Source organism: Fodinisporobacter ferrooxydans (assembly GCF_022818495.1).
Lineage (GTDB): Bacteria > Bacillota > Bacilli > Tumebacillales > MYW30-H2 > Fodinisporobacter > Fodinisporobacter ferrooxydans.
In genome coordinates this window covers 3517525-3541531 of the sequence record NZ_CP089291.1, presented here as the reverse complement: position 1 = coordinate 3541531, position 24007 = coordinate 3517525, and the positions used below count along the sequence as shown (strand labels likewise).

Annotated in this window: 22 protein-coding genes; 4 read left to right on the top strand and 18 right to left on the bottom strand. The window is 46.6% G+C overall.

Going from position 1 to position 24007, the window contains the following annotated elements:
- Positions 1-171: 171 nt before the first annotated feature.
- From cysI to LSG31_RS17015, 5 genes are all read right to left on the bottom strand, one after another.
- Entirely contained in the window at positions 172-1890 is a 1719-nt protein-coding gene (cysI, locus tag LSG31_RS17035; RefSeq protein ID WP_347436251.1) for an assimilatory sulfite reductase (NADPH) hemoprotein subunit, read from the bottom strand.
- Positions 1891-2014: 124 nt separating this feature from the next.
- Positions 2015-3856: an assimilatory sulfite reductase (NADPH) flavoprotein subunit gene (locus LSG31_RS17030; RefSeq protein WP_430734286.1), complete on the bottom strand. Its 1842-nt coding sequence runs from the start codon at positions 3854-3856 to the stop codon at positions 2015-2017.
- Between the two features lie 856 nt (positions 3857-4712).
- The gene (locus LSG31_RS17025; RefSeq protein ID WP_347436249.1) at positions 4713-5042 is read right to left on the bottom strand and encodes a YolD-like family protein; all 330 of its coding nucleotides are present in this window, start codon (positions 5040-5042) and stop codon (positions 4713-4715) included.
- A gap of 18 nt (positions 5043-5060) precedes the next feature.
- The gene (locus LSG31_RS17020; RefSeq protein ID WP_347436248.1) at positions 5061-6311 is read right to left on the bottom strand and encodes a DNA polymerase IV; all 1251 of its coding nucleotides are present in this window, start codon (positions 6309-6311) and stop codon (positions 5061-5063) included.
- A complete protein-coding gene (locus LSG31_RS17015; RefSeq protein ID WP_347436247.1) occupies positions 6308-6709 on the bottom strand; it encodes a YhjD family protein in 402 nt (133 codons plus the stop codon). The genes LSG31_RS17020 and LSG31_RS17015 overlap by 4 nt, the downstream gene beginning before the upstream one ends.
- Positions 6710-6808: 99 nt before the next feature.
- On the opposite strand from LSG31_RS17015, the gene LSG31_RS17010 reads away from it, so the two are divergent.
- Positions 6809-7261 carry an SOS response-associated peptidase gene (locus LSG31_RS17010; RefSeq protein ID WP_347436246.1) on the top strand — a complete coding sequence of 151 codons (453 nt, stop codon included), beginning with the start codon at positions 6809-6811 and terminating at the stop codon, positions 7259-7261.
- A gap of 80 nt (positions 7262-7341) precedes the next feature.
- On the opposite strand, the gene LSG31_RS17005 is transcribed toward LSG31_RS17010, so the two are convergent.
- Both LSG31_RS17005 and LSG31_RS17000 read right to left on the bottom strand, forming a co-directional pair.
- Positions 7342-8532: an MFS transporter gene (locus tag LSG31_RS17005; protein ID WP_347436245.1), complete on the bottom strand. Its 1191-nt coding sequence runs from the start codon at positions 8530-8532 to the stop codon at positions 7342-7344.
- A 154-nt stretch (positions 8533-8686) separates the two neighbouring features.
- Entirely contained in the window at positions 8687-9736 is a 1050-nt protein-coding gene (locus LSG31_RS17000; RefSeq protein ID WP_347436244.1) for an NAD(P)-dependent alcohol dehydrogenase, read from the bottom strand.
- Between the two features lie 291 nt (positions 9737-10027).
- Between LSG31_RS17000 and LSG31_RS16995 the strand changes: the two genes are divergently transcribed.
- The gene (locus LSG31_RS16995; protein ID WP_347436243.1) at positions 10028-10576 is read left to right on the top strand and encodes a TetR/AcrR family transcriptional regulator; all 549 of its coding nucleotides are present in this window, start codon (positions 10028-10030) and stop codon (positions 10574-10576) included.
- Positions 10577-10772: 196 nt separating this feature from the next.
- Positions 10773-10949 (top strand): hypothetical protein, encoded by a 177-nt coding sequence (locus tag LSG31_RS16990; protein ID WP_347436242.1) that lies wholly within the window; start codon positions 10773-10775, stop codon positions 10947-10949.
- Between the two features lie 122 nt (positions 10950-11071).
- Here LSG31_RS16990 and LSG31_RS16985 read toward each other — a convergent pair whose 3' ends face one another.
- The 10 genes from LSG31_RS16985 to LSG31_RS16940 all read right to left on the bottom strand — a co-directional run bounded on the left by LSG31_RS16985 (position 11072) and on the right by LSG31_RS16940 (position 22235).
- Positions 11072-11923 carry an ABC transporter ATP-binding protein gene (locus tag LSG31_RS16985; RefSeq protein ID WP_347436241.1) on the bottom strand — a complete coding sequence of 284 codons (852 nt, stop codon included), beginning with the start codon at positions 11921-11923 and terminating at the stop codon, positions 11072-11074.
- Positions 11924-11944: 21 nt separating this feature from the next.
- On the bottom strand, positions 11945-12775 hold the full coding sequence (locus LSG31_RS16980) for an ABC transporter permease (RefSeq protein ID WP_347436240.1): 831 nt from the start codon (positions 12773-12775) through the stop codon (positions 11945-11947).
- 17 nt (positions 12776-12792) lie between these two features.
- Positions 12793-13623, bottom strand: a complete 831-nt coding sequence (locus LSG31_RS16975; RefSeq protein WP_347436239.1) for an ABC transporter permease — start codon at positions 13621-13623, stop codon at positions 12793-12795.
- Between the two features lie 113 nt (positions 13624-13736).
- Positions 13737-14840 carry an ABC transporter substrate-binding protein gene (locus LSG31_RS16970; protein WP_347436238.1) on the bottom strand — a complete coding sequence of 368 codons (1104 nt, stop codon included), beginning with the start codon at positions 14838-14840 and terminating at the stop codon, positions 13737-13739.
- Positions 14841-15029: 189 nt separating this feature from the next.
- On the bottom strand, positions 15030-15974 hold the full coding sequence (locus LSG31_RS16965; RefSeq protein WP_347439546.1) for an aromatic acid exporter family protein: 945 nt from the start codon (positions 15972-15974) through the stop codon (positions 15030-15032).
- 242 nt (positions 15975-16216) lie between these two features.
- Positions 16217-17122, bottom strand: a complete 906-nt coding sequence (locus tag LSG31_RS16960) for a COX15/CtaA family protein (RefSeq protein WP_347436237.1) — start codon at positions 17120-17122, stop codon at positions 16217-16219.
- 222 nt (positions 17123-17344) lie between these two features.
- Positions 17345-18385, bottom strand: coding sequence for an XdhC family protein (locus tag LSG31_RS16955; protein WP_347439545.1), 1041 nt, complete (start codon positions 18383-18385; stop codon positions 17345-17347).
- A 161-nt stretch (positions 18386-18546) separates the two neighbouring features.
- Positions 18547-19065 (bottom strand): (2Fe-2S)-binding protein, encoded by a 519-nt coding sequence (locus LSG31_RS16950; protein WP_347436236.1) that lies wholly within the window; start codon positions 19063-19065, stop codon positions 18547-18549.
- A 3-nt stretch (positions 19066-19068) separates the two neighbouring features.
- Positions 19069-19902 carry an FAD binding domain-containing protein gene (locus LSG31_RS16945; RefSeq protein ID WP_347436235.1) on the bottom strand — a complete coding sequence of 278 codons (834 nt, stop codon included), beginning with the start codon at positions 19900-19902 and terminating at the stop codon, positions 19069-19071.
- Positions 19899-22235 carry a xanthine dehydrogenase family protein molybdopterin-binding subunit gene (locus tag LSG31_RS16940; protein ID WP_430734206.1) on the bottom strand — a complete coding sequence of 779 codons (2337 nt, stop codon included), beginning with the start codon at positions 22233-22235 and terminating at the stop codon, positions 19899-19901. Before LSG31_RS16940 ends, LSG31_RS16945 begins: the two co-directional genes overlap by 4 nt.
- A gap of 158 nt (positions 22236-22393) precedes the next feature.
- Here LSG31_RS16940 and LSG31_RS16935 point away from each other — a divergent pair, with 158 nt between their 5' ends.
- Positions 22394-22579: a hypothetical protein gene (locus LSG31_RS16935; protein WP_347436234.1), complete on the top strand. Its 186-nt coding sequence runs from the start codon at positions 22394-22396 to the stop codon at positions 22577-22579.
- 150 nt (positions 22580-22729) lie between these two features.
- On the opposite strand, the gene LSG31_RS16930 is transcribed toward LSG31_RS16935, so the two are convergent.
- On the bottom strand, positions 22730-23944 hold the full coding sequence (locus LSG31_RS16930) for a dicarboxylate/amino acid:cation symporter (protein WP_347436233.1): 1215 nt from the start codon (positions 23942-23944) through the stop codon (positions 22730-22732).
- Positions 23945-24007 lie beyond the last annotated feature (63 nt).

Below are 24007 nucleotides of genomic sequence, written 5' to 3'. Positions count from 1 at the left end.
CGTAGTTATATTACTGGCATTATAATTTCACGCACACGGAGATATCGGCTTTAACACCCGTGTATTAAGTGAAAGCAAAAATAAAGACTGCACTTCGCAAAAATTCCGAAGTACAGTCTTTCAGGTTTAAATTTTCTATTGAAAAAAGTTCAACCGCATGGAGTTAAGCCTTTAATCATGGTACTCCAGTCCCGAGCGCACCTCTTTTACATAGCCGATACGGATGACAAAATCACCGAAATGTTCCCCTTCTTGCCGCATCTGTGAATAATGGTGGATGATCGGCCGCAGTGTTTCCAAGATCTCCGCTTCACCGATGTTTTCCCTGTACAGCTTGTTTATCCGTTCGCCGGCAAACCCACCACCCAGATACAGATTGTATTTGCCTGGAGCCTTCCCCGTAAACGCAATTTCAGCCAAAGCCGGCCGGGCGCATCCGTTAGGACACCCGGACATGCGGATTGTAATTTCCTCTTGACGCAAACCCACTTCATCCAAGATGGTTTCTATCTTTTCCAGCAACGTCGGAAGATAGCGCTCCGCTTCCGCCATGGCAAGGCCACAGGTCGGCAAAGCCACACAAGCGATGGAATTTCTCCGCAAGCCAGACAGCTCGAGGCCGGAAGTCAGGCCGTACTGCTTGACTAATTCCTCAATCTCCGGTTTTTTCTCATTGGTCACGTTGGCAATGATCAGATTCTGGTTCGGTGTCAGTCGGAAGTCCCCGGTGTGAATCTTGGCGATTTCACGCAAACCGGTCATGATCGGGGTATCCCCATCTTCGATTCGGCCGTTTTGGATAAAAAGGGTTAGATGCCACTTTCCGTTGCTCCCCTTTACCCAGCCAAAGCGGTCGCCGTTTCGTTCAAAATGGTAAGACCGGGCTTCTTCCAGCTTCCAACCCAATCGGTCATGAAGTTCGTTAATAAACCACTCTACCCCACGGTCGTCAATCGTGTACTTGAACCGTGCGTGTTTGCGTACGGAGCGGTCCCCAAAATCCCGCTGGATCGTGACCGTCTTCTCCGCCAAGTCAATAATCCGATCTGCCGGGCAGAACCCAATCACTTTTGCCACTTGAGGATACGTTTTCGGATCCCCATATGTCATTCCCATACCACCGCCGACAGCCACATTGAAGCCCAAAAGTTTTCCTTCTTCATAAATGGCGATTAACCCTAAGTCCTGGGAAAATACATCCACATCATTGGTCGGCGGGACTGCGATCCCGATTTTGAATTTTCGCGGCAGGTATACGGGTCCGTAAATCGGTTCCTCTTCTTCTGTGCCCTCCCTACTATCCACCACTTTTTCCCCGTCGAGCCAGATTTCGTGATAAGCTCTGGTCCGCGGCTTCAGGTGCTCGCTCAGGCGTTTGGCCCACTCATATACCTCCTCATGAACCTCCGACTGGTACGGATTTGGGTTGCACATGACATTGCGGTTGACATCGCCGCAAGCGGCAATCGTGGTCAAGAGCGCCTCGTTGACCTTGCGAACCGACTCCTTCAAATTCCACTTGAGAATCCTGTGAAACTGGAAGGACTGGCGAGTGGTCAGACGCAGCGTATTACCACCGTATTTTTGGGCAATACTATCCAATACCAACCACTGTTCCGGTATAACAACGCCTCCGGACGCTTTCACACGAACCATAAAACCGTAGTCGGGTTCCAATTTCTGCTTTTGACGTTCGTTTCGTATGTCCCGATCATCCTGCATATAACTCCCGTGGAATTTCACCAACCGTTGATCGTCATGGGGGATCGAACCGGTGATCCGGTCTTCAAGCGATTCTGCAAGCGTCCCCCTCAGGTAATTGCTTTCACGCTTGATCCGCTCAACATCGCTGGGAGGACCCTGAGGTGGGACAACTGGGTTTTGTGCCATCGTATCATTTCCTCTCTTTCTTTTCTGGGTGTATATCTTAATCGAATGTAGATCATAGTAGAGTGTTTATCTTGGTAAAGTTATACCTTAGTAGATTTGTATTGTATCTTAGTAAAATTGTATCTTAATAGACATCACGCTGATACCGTTTTTGCTGTTGCATTTCAGCCAGATATGCCTGGGCGGCCTCCTGGCTCATACCGCCCTCTTGTTCCAGAATCGCAATCAGTGCAGCGTGGACATCATGTGCCATATTCTTCTCATCGCCGCAAACATAGACATGGGCCCCTTCCTGTAACCAGCGGTAGAACTCCTTGCTTTTTTCCAGCATCCGATGTTGCACGTACACCTTTTCCGCAGTATCACGCGAAAACGCAACATCCATCTTGGTTAATACGCCGTTTTTCAGCCAATTTTGCCAGTCGAGCTGATACAGGAAGTCTGTACGGAAATGCTGATCCCCGTATAACAACCATGTTTTCCCCTTCGCACCGATCTCCTCCCGCTCTGCCAGGAAGGAACGGAAAGGTGCAACCCCTGTCCCAGGTCCAATCATAATCACGGGTGTATCAAGATCGGCAGGCAGTTTGAAATTCGGATTGTGATGAATATAAACTGGCAGGGTGTCTCCCGGCTGCAGACGTTCTGCACAGAATACGGAGCAAACGCCATACCGCTCGCGTCCGTTTGCTTGATAACGTACTGTTCGGATGGTGACGTGCACCTCATCCGGATGGGCCTTTGAACTGCTGGCGATCGAATACAAACGTGCTGGCATTTTCCGCAAAATAGAAACAAATTCACCGGCAGGAACTCCGCGCAGTGAGAAATCCTGCACCAAATCCATCAGGTCTCTTCCCTTGAGATAGTTTTTGAGTTCCTGCTCATGGCCTGACGCTAAAAGCTCGCGCAACCCATCGTTTGAGGAAAGCTGCGCCGCTTGTTCCAACATTGGTTTGGTCAGAACGGTAATCTCGAAATCAGAACGAAGCGCTTCTCTCAGTTTGCGCTCATCACCTTTTTTATTTACCACAACGATCTCGTCAGGGTCCCAGCCCATGGCATTGATCAGTGAATCCACCAGTTCAGGGTGATTTTGCGGGTAGATGCCCAAACAGTCACCCGGCTCATACTGCAGGCCGGATCCTTCGAGGGATATCTCCAGGTGGCGGGTTTCGCGGTTCGATCCCCCGCCGTTGAGATTTATATTTTCCAAAACCTCCGCATGAAATGGGTTCGTTCGCGAATACGTCACCGTCTCCGCTTCCGGCGCATTCCGTACCACTGTTGCTGTACTTCCTTCCGCCACGCCAGCAGAGACCTCTTGTATGCCGTTCAAGGACGTCAGGACACTTTCAAACCACGCGGCAGCCGGCTCGTCAAAATCCAAGTCACAATCCACGCGCGGACTTTGACGCACGCCTCCCAACTCCTCCAGACGTTTGTCAAAATCCTTGCCAGTTTTGCAGAAAAACTCGTAAGAACTGTCCCCTAAGGCAAGTACGGAATACCGCAGACTCTCTAAGCGAGGCGCTCTTTTACCGTGCAGGAACTCATAGAAAAGCTGTGCGTTATCTGGCGGATCCCCTTCCCCATGAGTACTTACCACAATCAATAAGTTTCGGATATTTTTTAGATTTGAGGGTTTGAAGTCGCTCATGGAAGTGAGTGTTACCTTAAACCCTCGCTCCTCCAGCTTGCGGGAAAATCCTTTGGCCAAACCTTGGCTATTTCCGGACTGGGATCCAAAAAGCACGGTCACCTCTTCGGAGACGACATTGTTACGAGCCGGTCTTGGTACCGCCGCCACACCTTGCGACAAAACTTGCCCGTCTACAGTAGTTCCCAAAGACCCCATCATATGTGCGGAAAGATACCCGCTGAGCCATATCTTTTGCGCTTCCGTAAGCGTTGGCAGCAGGTGATTCAAGAGCTCTATTTGCTCCTGATTAAAAGGACTGTTCATGACCTGAAGTTGCAACAATTTCCACCTCACATTGTTCACATCTTATTCCAAGTATTCTTATCGAATTAATACATCTTTTGTGTATCATACCACGCGAAACCTGTACGACACCAGACCAAATTTTTTTCCTTTCTAAATAACGACCTTCCATCCTCCATATTTCGTAATTTCATCAATTTTTCATGTTTGTGTTGTAATTGCTCGAATAACACTCGTCCCTGACTCTTTTAGACATGAAAGTATGATATAATAGAATGTGAAATACCATTAGCGAGGTGTTATACGATGCAATGGCAAGAAGTTCGGAGCATTTACCCGGATCAGTATGTACTGCTCGAAATTTTGAATTCTCATACAGAAGATAGTGTTCAATTACGTAGATAAAATGGTTCCTTTACAATACATAGAACAATTGAAAAATTCTTCAAGTCAAATGTACAAATAATCGCAGAGTTCGAAAATTGCATGTATGCGGATCTATTCATTTTGATAGGTTCAAGCCGATACGTGTTTTTGTCCTTCTTAATATGATAACCCATCCGACTAAAAAGGAGGGAAACCAAATGTACGGAGCTTTTGGTGGATATACCCAGTGGGCGGTTGTGTTTCTAATTATTTTTGTTCTGTTTTTCTTGTTTGTACCAGGTGCAGGCGCTGCCGGTACAACTTACTAAGCTTGATTCAAAATGTATAGTCGGCATTAGCCTAGGTACATCCTAGGCTAAATTTAATTTCAAAAAACTCCAATCGCATATTCCCATTTGGTGCGTCTTGGTTTTCGGCTTGCAATTCCATGAAAATACCTGTACACAATGGTTCTATATGTTTTACAAATCGAAGATTCAAAGTTATTTCGCTATAACCAGGCATCCACTATATCGGTTAACGCTAGGGATATCGCTTGATCCCCTGAACCGATTCCTTTCAACTGTCGCATATACGAATCGACCTTTGTTGGAACCATCTGCACTTCTTCCACACCGAACGGCTTGAACACCTGAACAGTCACCTTACGCTGTTCTTGCATGGCTTCTGCCAACACCCTAGATACCTCTTCGAGTTTTTGCTCGTCAATCGTCGGCTTTACCAATCGTTTTTCTTTTTGTTCCAACTTCTGCATTGCTTCACGATGCTCCGGTATAATCATTCGCATTCCTGCGAAAATATTGCCTTCTATTACCCTCATACTTGTAGCTTCCTTTCTTTATAGGTAGTGACCACCGATTTTCTTGCTGCGATCATGGATTTGGCCGTGTGGCGAAAGGCTGGACGCTCGGAATATGCTCGTTTCCCCAAACGATGCTTGAATTTGATCCACTGTGCGCGACAGATTATGTTTTTTTACTTCGTCATCAAAAAGAGATAACTGTATCGAATCCGAAACTTGAAGTATATCAAGCGATACCCCGACTGCTCGTACAGGCGTTAAGTCCCAGTGTTTATCCAATATCGCCAAAAGAATCGGGACGATATCCTTTGTCTGATCCGTTAGTAGTTGTATGGTTTTTGCTTTATGAAACCCACCCGTAAGTCCTTGGTATGTAATGGATAGCCCGATACGACGACCTTTTTGCTTCTTTGATCGCACACGCCGGCATACTTCATCCGCAAGCTCCAAAATCACAGTTGCCACCGCCTCCCTGCTTTCGTAGTCTCTGGGGAGCGTCATTCGATGTGAACACCCTTTTAGTTCCCCATCATATGTATCCGGTTCGATTCTGCTTAGATCCTGCCCGTGGCTCCATCGATGGATAACCTCTCCCCATACGCCGAAAGCTTTCCGCAAATTTGCAACCGGAATATTGGCTACGTCCCCAATTGTCTGACAGCCAAATCGTATGTACAAATGTTCAGCCCGCCGCTTTAGCCCCCACATTTCAAACACGGACAGCGGATGCAATTTCGCAATCACTTCGTCTTGTTTCCACCACTCGATTCCATCCGACTTTTTCTTAGCTATGGCATTCGTCATCTTGGCAATCCATTTATTCGGCCCCATCCCAATCCGGCAACGAATACGAAATTGATCCCAAATTCGTTCCCGTATACGTTGCGCTATATCAATTGGGTTGTCAAACAGAAGCGAGGGATACGGAAACGCAAAGAAGGATTCATCGATGCTGAATTGCTCCTGCAGCGGAAACATGGCTCTCAACACTTTTTGAATTTGCAGAGAAGTATCCAAATAAAACTGCATCCTCGGTTTCACCACTCTGGCGTCTGGCGCATGAACAAGTGCTTCTCCTAAGCGCATCGCATTTGACACCCCTAAACGTTTCGCGGATTGACTACACGCCAGCACAATTCCATGGCGGCGTTCCGGATCGCCTGCGACAATCAAAACGGGGTCAGTTCTGTCATCCTCCAATCGCCGATCCTTATATTCGGGACGACTCGCCATTTCACACGATGCATAAAAGGATTGCATGTCGACAAGACCATACACGTAATTCATTGGTTTGGCACCTTCTTCAACAATTGTTTCCACTGCAATAGGATCTGATTACTTCTCGCTCGAATTTCAGCCCTAGCTTCCGCCTCCAAAAAAGCTATGGGAAATTCAACTCGATCCCATTGATTCTGGCACGCAAACTCAATTGCGATGCATTTGCCTTCAATCTTCTGCGTTACCACTTTTGTTTTGGATTGTCTTAATTGCCGTTTGTAATTGTTGAGTTCCATCAAAAGGATTCGGTGAATGGAATGATATAACCATTCGTTCCATAATTCACCGAATGCACACAAACGAATGTTTTGCATATCCCGTTCAATCCAACGCAACATAAACCATACTTTCAGCACTTCACGTATCTTAGCAATTGGACGATCCATACCGATTCCTTCCTTTTTCATTTCCTCAACACCTTAAAATCGAACAAATGTTCGTATATATGTATTATATGCAGTTGCATCGAAAAATAAAAGTGGTTAGAATTGGAATAGGTGATGCAGATGTGCGGACGATTTCCGTTTACAAATCCTGATGAACTTGCAGAACGCTACCATTTAACAGACATTCCAGCGGATATAAAGCCCAGGTACAACATTTCGCCCGGCCAACTAGTGACAGCAATTATCCACGAAGGAACCAACAATCGCGTCGGCCAATTACAATGGGGATTGATCCCGTCGTGGGCGAAAGATGAGAAAATAGCATACAGGACCATCAATGCAAAAGCCGAAACCTTGCTGGAGAAATCAGCTTTTAAAGTGCCGTTTATTCGGAAACGCTACATCATACCTGCTGACGGGTTTTACGAATGGAAGCGGGTTAATGGTGATAAACAGCCGCTGCGAATTCTTATGAAAGACAAGCGGATTCAGAAGCATTCGCTGTTGCACAATCGAATCCCGTTAGTTTTAAAAAGGTCCAATGCCTTTGCAGCATTAGCCCCCGTTTGTTAAATAAGGCGAGTGGAGGTTTTAGAAACAAAATAGCGAACACTATTTTAATGTCCGCTGGACAATGAGAATTTATTATGTTTCTAAGCATTGTCTTGTTCTAAGGGAAGAGAGCCAATATGCAGTTTGCGGATTTTTTTATTTTTCAACAAACGTTTCACAAAGAAAGTGAACAACAACAAGGAAACCGCAACCGATACGGCGCTGACCGTGAACACGATCTGGTAGCTCGTATATTGGGAAACCACTCCTAGAATCATCGCCCCTAGACCGATGCCGAGATCCGTTGCGGTAGTAAAAGAAGCATTGGCTACTCCTGTACGATCAACTGGAACAAGACGTACAGTTGCCGCCTGGAGAGCAGGTTGCGCAGAACCAAAACCGATACCGTATAGAATTGCCGAAACGATCAAGCCGAACAAACCACTGGAGAAGAGCAGCACGGCCAATGCCAAAACTGTAATTATAAGGGACGGTACAATAACAAATGCCTCGCCGTATTTGTCGGAAAGCTTTCCTGCAAACGGACGTGCCAAGACGAGCGTAACAGCATAGATCAAAAAGAATGTACCGGAATTAACGTGAATCGTGTCAGAAAATAACGGAACAAATGTAGTGATACCGCCATAAGCGATAAACAGAAAGAAAATTGACACTGCGATGGGAAGGATTGACCTATCGAAGAACTCAATTTTTCTTCTTACACCTGACTTTTGTCGGGTCGGTAGCTTTGCTCCAAACGTTAAGATCATTGCTACTACAGAGAGTCCGACTGCGAATAGGAACAAAGTGTGGAATGAGCGGTTCTGTTGTACCCAGATTCCGAGCATCGGTCCGATTGCCATAGCCAAAGTCATGGACATACCAAACCATCCCAGCCCTTCCCCGCGACGGTTGGACGGAATCATGTCCGTGGTTGCCGTTAGAATGGAGGTCGTGGATGCTGCCCAACTCATGCCGTGCAAGATTCTGAGCGCCATCAGAGTAACGATTCCGCCAATCCATCCGTACAAATACATTGCTACGGCGAAGAAAATCAGTCCCATAACGATAAACGGACGACTTCCGAACCGGTCCAGCAATCCACCGATTATCGGGCGAAGAATAACGGAAGCGAGCATAAACACGCCCATTGAAAGACCGACCTGCGATTGGTTGCCGCCAATTTGTTTGATAAAGAGCGGCAATGTTGGATATAGCATATAAAAAGCCGTAAAAAGGAAAAGTGTCCCCATAGTCATGAGAATAAACGCCCTAGTCCATAGTCGTTCCATATTTCTCCTCCCTCAGAGAAAAAATTAAGTTATTCGATATGTTATGCGCGTCAACTGTTCAAATCGCAGGCATAATATGGCGACGAGAAAGAGCGACAGGTAAAGAGGCACACCGGTGTAGGCGTGCCCCCTAATATGTTGTTAGGATTACTCGTTATTCATTCCCCATCGTGCTGATGTCGATCACAAATCGATACCGGACATCTGAAGCTAGTACGCGCTCCCAGGCTTCATCAATCTGCTTGGCGGAAATAACCTCGATCTCCGGACCAATGTGATGTTCAGCACAAAAGTCAAGCATTTCCTGCGTTTCGCGAATTCCACCGATGGCTGATCCGGCAAACGACCGACGCTGACCGATAAGTGAGAATACGTTAACTGACAACGGCTCCGGTGGCGCACCGACGTTGACCAGTGTACCGTCCAGCGCCAGCAACGAAAGGTATGCACTCATATCGATCTTCGCGCTCACTGTATTTACGATGAGGTCGAACGAACCAGCCAGTTTCTTAAACGTCTCTGGATCGCTCGTGGCATAATAATGGTCCGCGCCAAGCCGCAAACCGTCTTCTTTCTTCTTCAATGTTTGTGATAAAACAGTAACCTCTGCCCCCATGGCGTGAGCGAGCTTCACAGCCATGTGTCCAAGCCCGCCAAGTCCAACAACAGCGACCTTCTTGCCAGGCGCAGCTCTCCAATGGCGCAGTGGCGAGTACGTTGTGATGCCGGCACACAAAAGCGGTGCGGCGACGTCAAGCTCAATACTGTCCGGAATTCGGACCACAAAGTCTTCCGTTACGACGATGTGGGTGGAATAACCGCCCTGCGTATATTGCCCGTACTTGTCTACAGCTGCATAGGTGCCCGTCATTCCGTTGAGGCAGTACTGCTCCTCTCCCTTACGGCAGTTATCGCACTCTCCGCAGGAGTCAACCATGCAGCCTACCCCGACTCGGTCGCCAACGGCAAACTTTGTGACTTCCAAACCAACCTGGGTGACAATTCCGGCGATCTCGTGCCCTGGAACGAGGGGATAGTGGACCTGCCCCCACTCGCCGCGAGCTGTATGAATGTCAGAGTGGCAAATACCAGCGTACTTAATCTCAATGAGGACATCATGCGGTTGGAGATCCCTGCGCTCTATCGTAGTGAGCTTGAACGGACCTTTTGGACTGAATGTAGCGCGCGCGTTAGCAGTAATCATATATAACCTCCTGCAATCCATGAATTATTGGTTCTTTACAATCATGTTGGTTGGGATTCTCGGACAATTTCCGTCAAGGACACAACACTAATTAGTTGGTGTGTTTCAGCCAAAAATACCCTAAATAAACACTTCAAATCTTGTTCCATCGTAGCAAGATTAATCAACATCTGTTTATAATTATAAATGGAACCAAGCTGCTTTCAATGGTTAAAAGAACGCAATTCGTTGTTTATTCAACAAATCAATAAAAATTGTTGATTATCTTTAGGGAAGTCTGGTGACCAAACGATGCCTAGAGTAGATAGAAGAATACTCAAATCACAAGAAGCAATAAAAAAAGCTCTTATTGAACTGATGTCCGAAAAAAATTTTGATGACATTACAATTCAGGAAATTTCCGACAGGGCAAATGTTAACCGAGCAACCATCTATCTTCATTACATGGATAAATTTGACTTGCTTGATAAAATTATCGAAGAACATATGAACAAACTCCAAGAACTTTGCCAATCGGCATCTGAAATGACTTTTAAAGAAGGAAATTATGTCTGGTTCGAATACTTTGAGAGTAATTATTTATTCTTTTCAACAATGTTAACCACTAAAAGTGCCACTTATTTTCGTAGTCGGTTCCTTGAGTTAGTCGTCCAAGAGTATAAAGTTGAAGTGGATGTAACCAAAGGAAATAATCAAGGATTAAGTGAAGATGTTATTCTTCAATTTTTTGGGGCAGCTGTCGTAGGGTCAGTGGAATGGTGGATCAAGAATGGAATGCCTTTTCCACCTCGTGTCATGGCAGAACAAACAGGGATATTGTTGGATAGGAATCTAGAATAAAAGCGATTGTTTTTTGTACTTTGCTTATAATAAACTCGTTAGATTATCCAGATCGTAAATATTAAGGAGCAGCTGCCTCAGACAAACTGCTCCTTGTTTCAGATAGATTATCGTCATTTTATTAAGCTATCCTGCCCGTTAACGGAACAAAAAAGTTTTTTAACAACCAGAGTTTGAGATTAATGAAGATGGGAAAATGATCAACATCCAGCCTAAGAAAAAGAAGTCGATTCGGAATGTGATGGGGGCATTAAAGCCACGAGTAGCCATTGATGTGGAGGAAGCAATCGAACAAGCAAAGGTGGAACGGGCAAAACACATTGTGAGTGAGGGCGAAAAGGCGAAAACTAGCAGCCTCAACAAAGCAATATAAAGCAACATGAAAAAATTAGCAGATACCCAGTTTATGGATTTATATAGCTGCCGCTCACGCTGTTTGTCGGCGGCTTTGCAGCGCCATCGGCGGAGCGGCTGAAATGGCAGAAATAGCTTTCGTTACAACATTTCACTCTGCTTTGCTTTGTTGACTTCCATTCGGAGAATATTCCAGATTTCATTAAACAATTCCTGAAAGCGTGGACTGTTTCGCACTTGTTCGATTTTGCGGGGACGGGGCAAATCAATGGAAAAAGAACGGGCGATCATCCCCGGATGTGATGTCATCACATACACGCGGTCAGCCAAAAAAATCGCTTCATCGATGCTGTGTGTGATAAATACGACCGTTTTCCGCGTTTCTTCCCAGATGCGCACAAGTTCCTGCTGCAGGATGATGCGGTTTTGTTCATCAAGCGCCGCAAACGGTTCATCCATCAAGAGAATTTCCGGATCATTGGCAAATGCTCTGGCAACGCTGACACGCTGCTTCATTCCCCCAGACAGCTGGTGAGGATAGGAGTTGGCAAACTTTTTCAAGCCCGTTTTTTGCAAATAATGCTCGACCGCAGCTTCGACTTGATCTTTTGGCAGCTTGCGCATCGTCAACCCATATGCAATGTTTTTCTTTACGGTCATCCAGGGAAACACCGCATGCTCTTGAAACACCATAGAGTTCAGCGGTTTGTTCAGGTCATCATGCACCATTGTCAGCGTTCCCTCGGACGGTTGCTCCAGCTGTGCAAGAATTCGCAGCAACGTTGTTTTCCCGCAGCCGCTCGGGCCTACGATACAGACAAATTCCCCTGTCTGAATATCCAAATCGATGTTCTCAATGGCAGTTATGATTTTGTTCTTGATTTTGAATTGTTTGCCGATATTTTTCAGTGAAATTTTGATTTTCTTATGTGCCTGGGATTGTTGAATATGCGGATCGATTTTATTCATGTACTCTTCTTTCAGTAATCCCACGATCATCCCCTCCTGTCAGGTTCACGATTTTTGTTTCCATGGAACGATCAGAGTTTCCAGTTCATCGACAAGCACACTCAAGATATAGCCTAATGCAGACATGAGCAGAAACGAGACAAACATCGTCGGCATGTCATACACTTCATAGGACATCCAGATGCGATAGCCGATTCCTGATTGGGCGCCGACCATTTCTGCCGCGACGATCAACAATAACGCTTCCGCCACTCCGATTTTCAAACCGGTAAACATCATCGGTATCGCGCCTGGGATCGCCACAGTCCGATAATAATCCAATTTGGAAGCGCCAAAGTTTTTTGCCACGTCCAAATAGCGGGAATCCAGTTCCAACACGCCGGCGGACGTATTGATCAAAACCGGATACACCACACCCAATGCGATCAAAATGATTTTTTCCGTCTCACCCAGCCCAAAAATCAGCATCAACAACGGCAAAATCGCCAATTTCGGAATGGAGTATGTGGAATATACGAGAGGTTCCACGATTCTCCTGACAACGGGAAACAATCCGACGCTCAAGCCGATGATGATTCCCGGAACGGCGCCAAACAGAAATCCCAGGGAAATCCGATACAGGCTCGCTTTGATGTCGACCCAGAGCGCCCCTGACAACAGATGGTCATACATTGTGAACAAAATCGTCGAAGGCGCCGGAAAATCTTTGCTGTCAATCCACCCCAACACATCGAGCAGTTGCCAGATACATAACAATGCGAGAGGGGAACCGACGGCAAGCAGCCGTTGGCGTTGCTGCGGATTCAATCCCATGTGCAAAGATTCTGCTTGCAGTCCATGGATCGTAATAATTTTTTGCATCGTTGTACTTGTCATTCTTGTACTCTTCCCTCCTATCCCCGCCGCCACGGTATTACTTTCTGCTCCATTTCATCCACGGCCACCGTCAGTAGGTAGCCCAGCAACGCAAGGAGCAGAAAGGATTCGAACATCGTATTGATATCAAACATATCGTAAGCGGTCCAAATCCGGTAGCCGATACCGGAATTGGCGCCATGCATTTCGGCTGCGACGATTAATAGCACGGCCATCCCAATGCCAAGCCTGAGTCCCGTAAAAATCATGCCGAGGGATCCGGGAAGTGCAATGGTGCGGTAATAGTCTAAACGGGATGCGCCAAAATTTTTCGCTACATCCAAATACCGTTTATCCAGATTCATCACACCTGCTGCCGTGTTGATGATGACCGGAAAAATCACGCCTAACAGAATCACAATCACTTTTTCTTTTTCTCCGAGACCAAACAGCAGCATCACGATCGGCATTAACGCCAATTTTGGAATGGGATACAGTGTCGCCACAATCGGTTCGACTAGCGTACGAACGAGAGGAAATAAGCCGATGCTCAAACCAAGCAGAACACCTGGCACTGCTCCCGCGATAAATCCTGCAAGGATCCGTACCAAACTGCTTTTTATATCCGTAATGACCTGGATTGTCAGAATGTCGTGCCACAGGGAAGCGGCAATCGTCGTCGGGGCAGGAAAAAACATCGGATTCAAAAGCTGTATCATGTCCGCAGCCTGCCATAGGATCAACAAAAATACAGGAGATACGATTTTCAAAACACGCTGTCGTTGTTTCTCCCGCTGTTCCGCTTTTCGATCTTGTATGTGTGAGCCTTCAATTGTTATGATGTGAGAGTTTGCTTGCCATTCCATCATCCGTACTCCCCCTCCATGCGACCACAAGGAGAGCAAGCGCTCTCCTTGCAGAGGTTGTGTAAAACGTACTGTCTTAAAAATCCATGGTTCGGAACCGATTCGCCAAGACATGACTATGGCTTTTTGTACATTCCTATTTTTTTAATCGCGTTGTCGATATAGGATGTATCCACTAACGTATCGATGTTCGCCTTTTTCTTCACCATGCCTTGTTGCACATACCAGTTTTGGTCGCTGATGACTCCTTCTTTCGGTACCGTGCCGTTCGGATCCAACATGGGGGGATTCATTTTCTTGTAGGTGGCGGGGTCGTTTACAAATGTTTCTTTTGTGAGAATTTGAATGATCTTATCTTTGTTTTTCCCGTAAAGAATCGCATCATTGTAAGCGCGTACGCCTTCCAGATACGCGATCATGAAACGGTTGCCGAGATCTTTGTTTTCGACCAGTTTCTTGCCGAAAGCGATTGTGGAGACCTCTTCATTTGGCGCATACTCTTTTGGATTGATCCACCAGGAATAGACGCCTTGATCGACACCGCTGGTAATGAGTGGTTCAATCTGGACAGCCGCATCGATCGCTCCTGTTTTCACACCTGTAAGCAAGTCCGGAAAGGAGTCGACCACGACTTCCTTGACATCTTTTGTCGTCAATCCGGCTTTTTCCAATGCTTTGCTTAAAAACAACTCATTGATGGAACCTTTGGAAGCAATCCCGACCCGCAATCCTTTTAAATCCTTAAAGTCTTTGACTTTGTCGGCGAGTTTTTTGGCAACAACCAGCGCAAAGTACGGTTTGTCGGGAAAGTTCTGGCCGCCATCTGCTACGATGCGAATGTCCACACCCCGTGCAGCCGCATTAAACAAGCCTGCGCTGATAACGGTCCGCGCCACATCCACCTGCCCGGCAGCCAGGGATGTCAGCATATCGGTACCGGATGCAAATTTTTCATAATCGACTTTGATTCCTTCTTTTTCAAAATAGCCGAGCTTCATCCCCAAAATAAGGCCCGCCTCGGCAGGAGCATTATCCATGGCGACTTTCACCGTTGTAAGCGAATGGCTGCCATTCGCTTGGCTGGCAGTTGCGGAAGGACTGCCGGATGCTGAGGAGCTTCCAGTTGCTGTGCCGCACCCGGCAAGAACAACGGATGCGAACAAGCCGACCGAAGCAATTGCCGCAATCCAGCGTTTTATCAATGTTCCCAGATTCCACATTTCGTGAACCCCCTACTTGGATAAGGTACTCGCAAATCGACTCTCACCTCATCTTCACGAGTATGCCTTATACTATGTCGGGCGAAAAAATTGGGTGAATGTCCCGGGGGCAATGATTCAAAAGCAATCAAAGGGATTCATTAAGAAGTGATTGATTTAACAGGATTTTTATGGTTTCAAGGAAATTCTTTATGGCCTGAATTTATGTTTGATCAGCAAATACCGTTCCATTTCCCGCAAAAAATCAAAGAGTGTCGCACGGATTTCAAACTCTTCCCGCGTCTTCGGCAATTCCGTTTTTTTGATTTCCTCTGTGATTTTCCGAAGTTGGTCCAAAAAAATATGTGCGGTATTGCCCGGATGAATATTTTCGCTTAAATGTTCCAGAAAATCGGCGATTTTTTCCCCCTGCGGCACCGAGTAGGATAACGTCGAAATCAATGGAACGACACGCTCCAATAGCTTAAATTGCTCTTCCCGCATTTGAAAATAGTGATAATACCGGTCGGTATTCCGAAGCAGATGGTTTTCCACATTGCGAATCGCCAGACTTTTCGCCTGATTGATAAGATCAGACGTTTCCAGCATTTCTTTTCCATCCCACATGCTTTCATGATTTTTCAAATAAACTGCCAACTCTTTCATGATCGTACGAAAATTTTCCTCAATCTTTTGCTGATACGTTTGCAGATCTCGTTCGATATTCGGCATATATAAATTCATAAGCAGTCCGGTCCCGATTCCGATTCCCATAATCGATACCTCATTGACGAGAAAAGCAAGCGTAAATGTTTTTACCGTGTACAGATGGAGCACGATCACAAAGGCGCTGACAAATCCTTCTTGCACCCGGCATTTGACCAAAAACGGCACGAAGCATAGCGTCAAAAGAAGCAAGCTCCAAGGATGGTACCCGAAAAGTTTAAAAAACAGAAATCCAAACACAAGTCCCAGCAAACAGGCCAAAAATCTTGCATATGCGTTTTTCAAGGATCGTTTTCTCGTAATCTGAATCGAAAGAATCGTCAAAATGCCGGCCGCTGTCGGAAATGTAAGCCCCAGCCATTGGGCAAGAAAAATAGAAACAAACACTCCAATCGCCGTTTTTACTGTTCGATAGCCTATTTTCACAATCCATCTCCCCTGCTTTTTTCTATATGCGTTGTTTTCACTCAATTGTCCGTTTGCTTCCAATCCATAGTAGTATCTCAAATTCATGGCCATTTTGTAATAGTCCATTTGCAAATTTTTCTTCTTTCCAAAGTTGCACTCGTATCCATTTCTCAAACTTGACTGCTGGTTCCACAAGAAAAAAAGCCCCTTTTGGGGGCTCAATTTTGGACTCGATTCGGGTTTATGAATTTCCAGGTTCGCAATTACCGCCGAATCGTTCCTTTGTGTATCGATTGCATACAAAGGTAACTTAACGTTGCGAACAGCAGTGTAATGAATGTAGAGTGAAGGACTGTCGAATAGATGTGCAGATTGGATTTGATCGCATAGATGCCGGCTGCAATTTGCAATATGACAAATAGCACTGACAACGTGCTTGCCATGACAATGTCAGGCCGCCGGAATCGATACGTCCGTCGTGCATAAAAAAAGATAATCAGGATAAACACAAAGAGCAGACCGGCTGCCGATCGATGCAGCATCTGCACCAAGAGCAGACGATTGCTGAACCATTCACTGATATTCCAGGAACCAAGCACACTTGTATTGACAAGGCTCGCACCGGAATGACGGACAAACGCCCCGGAATAAATCGTGGCGTATGTGTAAACGACGACAAAGAAAAGAAACTTGCGAAACCCGCCGGACACCTGGTATCGCTGATAGGTGCTTTGCCGATCGATTTGCAGCGTATAAACCGTAAGCAGGCACACGCCTGTAAATGCCAGCAGGGAAAACCCGAAATGCAGCGCCAAAACAGGCGGGCTTTGCGGCCACAGCACAGCAGCAGCACCGAGCAGGGATTCGAGTATGATAAAAAAGCAACCGAACAATGCAAGAAAAGCTACCGTTCGATCCCCCCGGTATCGCCGCCAAGCCCAAATGGCAAAAACGATGACGGCGATGCCCGCAATTCCTGTAACCAGCCGATGTGTATATTCGACGAACGATTGCAACGTGTATTCCGGTACAAATCTTCCGTTGCATAACGGCCAATCGCTGCCGCAACCTTGTGCCGAATCTGTATTTGTGACAAGTGTTCCGGCGATCATCACCAAGAACATAAGTATGGTAGATACAATGGAAAACCCTTTAAATAAACGATTCATGGCATGTCTCCTATTCCATTCGGTGCAAATGCTATACACCCTTCATTGTCTCATATTGTCGAAATCTTGCAACTCACAGTCTATGTTACAAATCTTTTGCGATCCGGTCTATAGGGGAAAAGAAAAAGTTAGAAAAAGTTTAGAAATACAAGATTCGATACCAGTATAGACAATTTCGGCTCCATTCTACCCTTACTGATTGATACCCTTATCTTTATACCCTTATCGTCGATTCGTATTCTTCTTTTGAATCATTTCAGCCAAAATGCTGACCGCAATTTCCTCCGGCCCTTCTGCGCCAATCGACAGGCCTACGGGAGCGTGCACATATTCGGGTACGTTTTGGGATTGGAATACGCGTGCGATCCGATCCCTGGAACCTAGAATACCCAAATACTGTAATGGCTGCTCAAGCAGCAAACGCAAAAATTCCTGATCCTTCTGAAAATGATGGGACATTAACAAAACAAAATCACGGGACGTACATGCCAATTGGTTGACAATCTGTGCAGGAAAGCCGATCAAACATTGTTCTGCTTCGGGAAAGCGGGCAGCATGACAAAAATCGGGACGCCAATCTGCCACAATCACCTGAAATCCGGCTGCAGCAGCAAATGCGACCAATGGCTTTGCGTCATTCCCTCCTCCCCAGATGATCAAACGGGGGCGCGGCTGCCAGACTTGTGTAAAAATGCTGGCATTGCCGGCTGACAAACGATGAAAACCGGATTCCATCGGTTTTTCGGCTGATATTTGAATCTTTATCCACTCTTGCAAATTCGCGGAGCATTCCCCATGCCACGTTCCGGTGAGTTCTTTTTGAATGAGTTCCTTTTTCAACGGAAACATCCCAAATCCTTTTCTTTCTCGATCCAGCGTGAATTCTTTTGCCATCACAACCGGTATTCCCTCCTCAAGAAAGCTGTTTGCCTGTGTGAGAAATTCACGCATATGGGGATCGACGACTTCCATGATGACGAGAATTCTGCCATTGCACCCGCTGCCCTGGCCCCAATTCCAATCTTCTTCATGGCGCAAATCGTATTCCCAAAGAAATGGTTCCCCTTCTTGCAGAATCCTTGGCACACGCGCGGCCAGATCGGTTTCCAAACAACCTCCGCTGAGAATTCCCACTTGCCTTCCATCGTCCAAAAACAACATCGATGTGCCTTGTTTTCGATAGGAAGAACCGGCCACTTCGAGAATCGTTGCAAGTACGGCCGGTTGATCTGTCTGTTTTAGTGTTTGCAAAATCGGATACATGCTCTCCACAGCACTCTCATCCTTTATTTCATTCTTTCTATCATATCGGATTCTTTACATCCGATCCCTGTCTGATTCTTTACATCCGATCCCTGTCTGATTCTTTACATCCGATCCCTGTCTGATTCTTTACATCCGATTCCTGCGCTTCGAGGAATGGATTACGTTTCGTGGGGAAACGGATCCCTTTTTCTGGTTTCCGCAAGTGTTTTATTTTCCGCAAGCACCCTTTTGATGGCTTGCTCGATTTCTTCATAACCGGTACACCTGCAGATGTTGGATTCCAGCCATTCACGGATCTCTTCATCTGTAGCGTTCGGTGCGTTTGCCAACAGTCCCTGGCCATTCATGATAAAACCAGGCGTACAAAATCCGCACTGAAATGCCTCTGTTGCGAGAAATGCCTGCTGTATCGGGGAATCTTTCAGCCCTTCAATGGTTGTTATGGATTGGCCTACCGCTTCCACTGTCAGCATCAGACAGGATTTTATCGGGTACCCATCGATCAGGACTGTACATGCGCCGCAATCGCCATTTTCGCATCCGATCTTCGTGCCTGTAAGACCCAGTTGGTCTCGCAATGTATACAAAAGCGTGTCTGCCGTCCGAATCACAATCCGATGCTGCTCGTCATTGACGGTAAGCTCCACTTCCACTTTTCCTTTTGTGGCGTTCCACATGTGTCATACACCATCCAGTCGTTCCAATGTCTCACGCAACGCTTGTTTGAAAACAAATTCACGATAATCGGCAGCACCTTCCACGTTCTTTAGAACGGGCGCCGGCAAATGTTTGACGGCTCTTTCAATGCGGGTATCGTAGGAAACAGCCGATTGGCTTAATTCATCTTCGATTTCTTTGGAGCGGAAAGGGAATGCACAGACACCGCTAAAAGCTGCATGAATGCGATCCGATTGCTTGCATGCGGCGATTGACACAAGGGGATAGCCGACATGGCCGACGCGGCGTTTTTTGATGCTTACATATGGCAGCATGGCATAGGTTTTTTCAAGCAAAAATTGCACGACAAATTCCCCTGTTTCCAATCGCATTTGCCGCTGAAACACTTCATGGATGGATTTATACTGCAACCCTTTTGGTCCCATCGTCAAGACCAGGGCATCTGTCAATAAGAATGGCAATACCGCTTCCCGATAGATCAATTTGCCGCAAATATTCCCGCCCAGCGTTATTTTGTTGCGAGCGGTCCGGTCTGCAATCTGTGCAACCGTCTCTGCAAGCAGTGGGAACGAATGGTCGCTGGAGAGTTTTGTCAATGATACTGTCGCCCCAAGCACCAGCCATTGATTTTGCCAATCAATCGAATTGCATTCCGGAATCCCTTTTAAATCAATGACTGCATCTGCTGTAAGCGAGTTGCGCCGCGCTCTGGTCAAACATTCGGTTCCTCCCCCATAATACAGCGGCTGCATGTCTTGTGCCGCAAAGGTTTGGTAGATTTGAACCGCTTCTGATAGGGTATTTGGTTTAAAATACGCAAAATCAAAAGGAATCATCTGCCGCCTCCTCTTGCCCGCCAAATGGCTTCAGGAGTTAACGGCAACCAGTTCAAATCGATGCCGCAAGCCCTTGATAAACTGTTTGCAAGCGCCGCCGGCATGCCAATCACGCCATGTTCTCCGATTCCCCGCAGGCCATAAGGAGCCTCCAGATGGGGGGTTTCTACAAAATCGACCAGGTATTCCGGGTGATCTCCGTAGTGATGGACCTTATATGTCCGCAACTGGGGATTGAGAATTTTGCCTTCTTCACTATACACAAACGCTTCACGACCGGCGAAACTTAACCCCATACTCATGCCGCCCATGATCTGTCCGCGGGCCAACTTGGGATTGAGCACGTTTCCTGCATCAATGACGGAAACGGCTTTTAAAATTTTATACGTACTATTCTTGAGATCCAACTCCACTTCTACGCCTTGTGCGCCAACTGTCCACTCCGGGCCTGGTATTCCTTTTCCCGTCTCCTTATTTAACGTTGTCAGATGGTGAACGACATAACTGCCGCGGCCGATGACCGGATGGCCGACTGTGTTTCCGTTTGGATACGTATACCCGTGAACGATTTCGACAATATCGATGCCATCTGCAGGATTGTCTTTGCGAAACACCCGGTTTCCTCCAACCTCCAAATCTGCGGGTTCTGAACGCAAAGCAAAGGATGCATTGTATTTGAATTGTCGAATGGCGTCTTCAGCGGCTGCCAACACAGCTCTGCCGACAAGAAATGTACTGCGGCTCGCTACCGTTTTCCAATGTTCTGCCGTTGTGTCTGTGTGTACATCCATGACGACATGAATGTGATTCACATCCATCCCGAGTCGCTCCGCAGCGATCTGTGCCAAAGCTGTTTTGGTCCCCTGGCCGATTTCCACCGCGCCGCAAACAAGATTCACGCTCCCATTGGGATGAAAGAGCAAGACAGCGCCTGCACTGGCATTCGTGGGCGTACTGGAGTTTTTCCAAAAGGAACAAATTCCTTTGGCGCGTACCCGATGATCATCAATTTTTTCATATCTGCCTTGTTCCCAATTCATCATCTGTTTGATGGATTCCAGGCACTTTTCCAAATTTCCAACAGTACTGCATGTAAGCAATGTCTGGGTTGGACTGGTATCTCCCGGTCGAATTGCATTTTTCAGACGCAGTTCCACTGGATCGATATCTAATTTGGCAGCAAGCATATCGATCGCCCGTTCGATCACAAATGTCAATTCCGGATGGCCAAATCCTCGAAAGGAGGTGGCGTATGGATGATTGGTATAGACGCAAAACGAGTCGCAATGCACACGGTCAATCCCATAGGGACCTGTACAGCTGACAGCTGCCGCCTGGCTGATAATCACTGCCCGATCCGAGTAAGCTCCGCCGTCAAAACGATATTGAATGGCTGCCGCGACAAATTTTCCTTCTTTTGTAGCGCCCAGTTGAATATCTGCATCCAGTCCGATATGAACAGGTGATGTGATAAAATCCTGTTCCCGTTCATTGGCCAATTTGACAGACCGCCCTCCGACTGCCCAAGAAGCGAGTACGGCGAGAAATTCCAATTGTACAGGGGCTTTTCCGCCGAAAGCGCCGCCGACAAACGGTGTATGCACATTCACGTTTTCGATGGGAATTTGAAAATAATGACTGATCAGGCTTCGAATAATAAATGGGGACTGGGATGCGGATATCAGCGATATGGTATGGTCTGGCGCGATTTCGGCGACGACACAGCGGGGTTCCATGGCGGCATGATCGGATTGCGGAAAAGACAGATTTGCCTCGATGACCACATCACATTGTTTCCATCCCTCCTCCATATTGCCTTTGCGGATTTTGGTGTGGTTCGCAATATTGGTGTTTGCGACAGGATACACATCACTATGTACATGATACGTTGCCAGATTCGGGTGCAGCAATGGCGCATTGGCGGAAAGGGCGGCTCGAGGCGAGTTTACGACTGGCAATGGAGCGTATTTGACATCGATCAGGCTGGCTGCCTGCATTGCAATATTTTCCTGATCTGCTACTACGATGGCAATCGGTTCCCCGTGATAGCGTACTTTATCAACGGCAAGCGGCGGTCGATCTTCCAACGGCGATCCTGTCAGCAGCGGAAAATCTTCCCCTGTAACAATGGCCCGCACGCCCGGTACATTCCTGGCTTTCTGTGTATCGATCGAGACGAGAGTCGCGTGTGCATAAACGCTTGTCACGAGTTTTGCATGGAGCAGTCCAGGTTTTAAAAAATCATTGGTGTATTTGGCACGACCGGTGACCTTCTCCGCCCCATCTTTGCGTGGAACACTCATACCGACAGCCCGATATACATCCACGTACATCGCTCCTTTCCAGCTTGAAAACAACTCCCTTTCTTATATGACAAAATCCTTCTGAAAACCCACTATTTACTATATATAGAAATCACCGAATGGGTATACTATATAATTACACGAAATCCATTTCTTTGGTATGCTTGGAAATGAAGGGGGTATGATGTGTGGAATCGGTTGTCTGGGAAGTACTTGTTACTGTTTTAAGCATAGCCGTTTGTTTTTCGATCATATTGATCGTTTATCTGAATGTTTCATATCGCCGCTCCAATCGGATTGTCAGTCCAACGATTGTCAGTCCGACTGCGGTCGATCAAGTCATCGAATCACTGCCGGTTGAGCGGATGTTTTAATGCATTTCGCAGAGCAGTCATGCCATTTTTTCCTCGCCGATTGTGGCCGCAACGTAAAGTCTCCGTTTTTGCAATCATACTTAATGTCATGTACAAGAGCACCGTTTTTGCAGGAACGGTGCTTTTTTTCTGCCAACTCAAACGTTCCAATTATTGCAAGGAAGCTTTCGGCTGGAACAACTTTTCTGATTTGGCTACAATGACTGCAGCCAATGAATTTCCCACTACGTTTACAGCCGTTCGCCCCATATCGATAATAAAATCAATTCCGAGCAGTAATGCGACACCTTCCAACGGAATTCCGATGGATTTTGCAGTCGAAAGCAAGATTACGATGGCCGCAGACGGCACACCGGCCAATCCTTTAGTCAATACCATTAAAACGCCGATAATCTCCAATTGATGGACAAATGTGAGCTGGATGCCATAGGCATGTGCCAAAAAAAGTACGGCAATCGATTCATATAATGTCGCTCCATCGAGATTAAAGGAATACCCCACAGGCAGTACGAAGGATCCGATCGATTCATCGACACCATAGCCTTTCAGCCTTTCAAGGAGCGGCGCCAATACGATTTCCGAACTGCGGGATGTAAATGCGAGCAAGATAAGGTCCCAAATTTCCCGCAAGAGTTTTATATAGGAGACTTTAAACACGAGAGCGGCCAACGGCAGCAAAAGAAAGACAATGATGAGAAATCCCAGATAAGCGATGCCAACAAACTGACCGAGCAGCCAGATGCTTGCCCAACCATAATTGGCGATATCAAATGCGATAAACCCAAACACTCCAATGGGAGCGAAGCGTATAATAAAGTCTAGGACTTGAAACATAATGTTCGCAACAGATTCGAGAAATTGCTCGACCGGTTTTGCTTTTTCAGCCACAGCAGCCATTCCCAAGCCGAAGAATAACGCGAAAAAAACGAGTGATAAAAGATTTCCTTGGGTAAGCGATGCAAATAGATTATGTGGAATCATGTTTAGCACAAATGCCTGAAAATCGATTCCTTTCGCAATCCCATGGAGCAAATTGCCTTTTGCACCTGCGAGATTTACACCGGAACCTACCTGTGTCGCATCTGCTAAAAAAATGCCGATAAATAAAACAATCGTAGTAATGACCTCAAAATACAGGATCGTCTTCCCGGCAATTCGCCCGATCCGGCGAATCGATTGCATCTGACTGATACCTAAAACGATCAGCGGGAACACGAGCGGCAGTATCGCCATTTGAATCAAATGAATAAATGCATCGCCCAGAATTTTTAAATGAATGCCGAATGTTTTGCTTGCTCCCCCTACCACAATCCCCAGAATCATGGCAATGAGGATCTGGATGCCTAATGGAATCTTTCTCAGCATACCTACACCCCTTTTATGCGGATTTCTGCAGATATCGATCCTTATTGCTACGGTATGCTGAGA